The sequence below is a fragment of the Pseudanabaena sp. 'Roaring Creek' genome, assembly GCF_001402795.1.
Classification (GTDB): domain Bacteria; phylum Cyanobacteriota; class Cyanobacteriia; order Pseudanabaenales; family Pseudanabaenaceae; genus Pseudanabaena.
The window spans coordinates 1-2,561 of sequence record NZ_LIRE01000430.1 but is presented as its reverse complement, the minus strand read 5'-3'; the positions used below and the strand labels follow the sequence as shown (position 1 = coordinate 2,561).

Annotated in this window: 3 protein-coding genes; 2 read left to right on the top strand and 1 reads right to left on the bottom strand. The window is 40.1% G+C overall.

Annotation, left to right across the window (positions count from 1 at the left end; genetic code table 11):
- Window positions 1-170: 170 nt before the first annotated feature.
- Window positions 171-803 (bottom strand): DUF1361 domain-containing protein, encoded by a 633-nt coding sequence (locus tag AC805_RS14155; protein ID WP_055076015.1) that lies wholly within the window; start codon window positions 801-803, stop codon window positions 171-173.
- A gap of 304 nt (window positions 804-1,107) precedes the next feature.
- Here AC805_RS14155 and AC805_RS14145 point away from each other — a divergent pair, with 304 nt between their 5' ends.
- Both AC805_RS14145 and AC805_RS14140 read left to right on the top strand, forming a co-directional pair.
- Window positions 1,108-1,896, top strand: coding sequence for a TIGR00297 family protein (locus tag AC805_RS14145; RefSeq protein WP_055076013.1), 789 nt, complete (start codon window positions 1,108-1,110; stop codon window positions 1,894-1,896).
- 169 nt (window positions 1,897-2,065) lie between these two features.
- A complete protein-coding gene (locus tag AC805_RS14140; RefSeq protein ID WP_055076016.1) occupies window positions 2,066-2,434 on the top strand; it encodes a cyclic nucleotide-binding domain-containing protein in 369 nt (122 codons plus the stop codon).
- The last annotated feature ends 127 nt before the right edge of the window (window positions 2,435-2,561 follow it).

Sequence of the window (2,561 nt, the reverse complement as noted above, 5' to 3'; positions counted from 1 at the left end):
TTCTAATACCAAGTTAAGAAATGGGGGAGCCATTTCTTAACTCAAAAACCCTTACTGGGTTTGTTTTTAATTCACTGAAGTGTTGGCTCACTTCAGTGAATTGGTATAAAAAGCTGCTGTCAACTGGATCAGGACATAAAAAAGAGGGTTGCCGTGCTATATCAATCTCTCTATACAGAGACTCGATCGGCGTGATTTTGCCAGTAAAAAGCGATCGCTAAATTAATCCATTTGAAAACGTAGTACAGACTAGTGAAGACAAGGAAAAACAAAATCGTGCCGAAGAAGAAATTGGGATTTTCCAGATTTTGGAATGCATGTTGCATAACATACTGGGGTTGAGTAAATACATCCCAACTATTCAAGCGATTGACCCTTCCTAAATATACGCCGATCGCACAGATGAAATTCATGCCAACTTCCATGAAAGTTATGTGCTCGATCAGCTTCAGCCAACCTAAATATTGAATGAGCCTCATTAACGATATTACGTAGCATTGAAACCCACACAATATGAAGATCGTATATTGGGGAATCAAGACAAAAATTATGCCATTATCCGAAATTTCAGGGGTTCTTACATCATCCACAAAGTGAATAATATCGGTAATTATGTAAGGGGCATTCGGCAGGAAGAGAATAAAAATTGTTAGCCCCAGCCACCACGTAATATTTTGAGGTAAGCGCTTAGGCGATCGCTTTATGAATAAAATAAAGCTCAATAGGCAAGGAATAATTGCTAAAAAGAGATTCCAACTCATCCATCGAAAATTATCCAAAAACTGAGAGAAGGCTTCCGACATTATGTTTACTCCAAATATATGTTCAGTACTTATAGGTAAGTGGACTTAATTAAATATAAAACCCTAAAACCTGCGATGCACGCACAGCGTGCGCCGCAGGTTTTAGATCGGGATTTTAATTATGCTGAGGTACTTATGTTCATTGCCTGTATGTTCATTGCTTATATATTCATTGCTTATATATTCATTGCTTATATATTCAGTAATATGTTGATAGCTAGCGTTTGTTAGCTGACCAATGCCTGTTATCAATATCCCTAACCAAAGATCCTTTACCAAAGATTAAGTTCTAAGATTAAGTTCTATGATAAATAGTTTCCTAATTAATTTCCCAATTAATTTCCCAATTAATGAGAAGTGGTTAATTGCGATCGCCCTCAATACCATCCTAGGCGCGATCGCTCTCACGTTGCCGCGTAAAGTCTTAACTACCGCAGGTATTTGCCACGCTTGGGGCTTGGGAATTATAATCTGGGGCTGTTTAGGATGGCAGGGTTATACCGTCATTTTAAGCTATCTGATCGTAGGTTCGGGGGTAACGCGCATTGGTAAGGAGATCAAAGAAGCTAAGGGCATCGCCGAAAAACGTGATGGAGCAAGAGGACCTGAAAATCTCTGGGGATCGGCAGCGACGGGGGCAGTATGCGCGATCGCCCAAGCCATAGTCCCCAATCCAATCTGGCTACTAGCCTATGTAGCTAGCCTCAGTACCAAACTCGCCGATACAACCGCTAGCGAGATAGGCAAAGCCTATGGAAAAAGCACCTTTTTAATTACTACCCTCAAGCCAGTTGCCGCAGGTACAGAGGGAGCGGTGAGCTTAGAAGGAACGATCGCGGGAGTGATGGGCTCTTTGTTAATTGCGGTGATTGGTTGGGCGGTAGGTTTACTTTCTAGCCCTTGGAGTCTGCTTTGGTGTGCGATCGCCGCCTTTATAGCCACCAATATCGAGAGTTTAATCGGAGCAACTCTCCAAAATAAATACGATTGGCTTACTAATGAATTAGTCAATGGAATTAATACAACTATTGGTGCAGCGATCGCTATTTTAATCGCGCAATCATTACATACATTTAACCTTTTATTAATCTAAATTTAACCATATAAATTACAGTTTTTGAAATTATCGCAAACCCTAAATCATTGTTAGGCAATAGTTATGGGGATTTATTTTTGTGATTTAAGTCGATGCCTAAAATGTCAATTGGCAATACAATAAAAGTCATATTTATATTCACGTATGTATAAAGCGGAGTTTGATTTTGACTACCATCGATTTGTTTAAAAATGCTACAGACTACATCACTTTTCCAGCAGGCGATGTGGTCTTCCATAAAGGTGGAGTTGCCGATCGCATGTATGTGATCGTAGAAGGTGAAGTAGAAATTTTCATAGATGGCAAAATCTTGGATACTACTGGAGCGGGAGGAATCGTGGGAGAAATGGCTCTAATTGATGCCAGCCCAAGAAGTGCTACAGCGATCGCTAAAACCGAATGCAAGCTAGTACCTGTCGATCAAAAACGTTTTTCTTTTTTGGTACAACAAACTCCTAACTTCGCGATTAACGTGATGAAAATCATGGTTGAAAGAATTAGAAGACTTGATGCCCTAGTTTTATCGATCAAATAAGCAATACTAACCAATAAGTAAGTGGGCTTAATTAAATATAAAACCCTAAAACCTGCGGCGCACGCGCAGCGTGCGCCGCAGACTTTAGATCTGGATTTTAATTATGCTGAGGTACTTAGGGACTTGC

Coding starts and splice junctions, on each gene's coding strand:
- AC805_RS14155 (WP_055076015.1), bottom strand. CDS start 803: ATGTCGGAAGCCTTCTCTCAGTTTTTGGATAATTTTCGATGGATGAGT.
- AC805_RS14145 (WP_055076013.1), top strand. CDS start 1,108: ATGATAAATAGTTTCCTAATTAATTTCCCAATTAATTTCCCAATTAAT.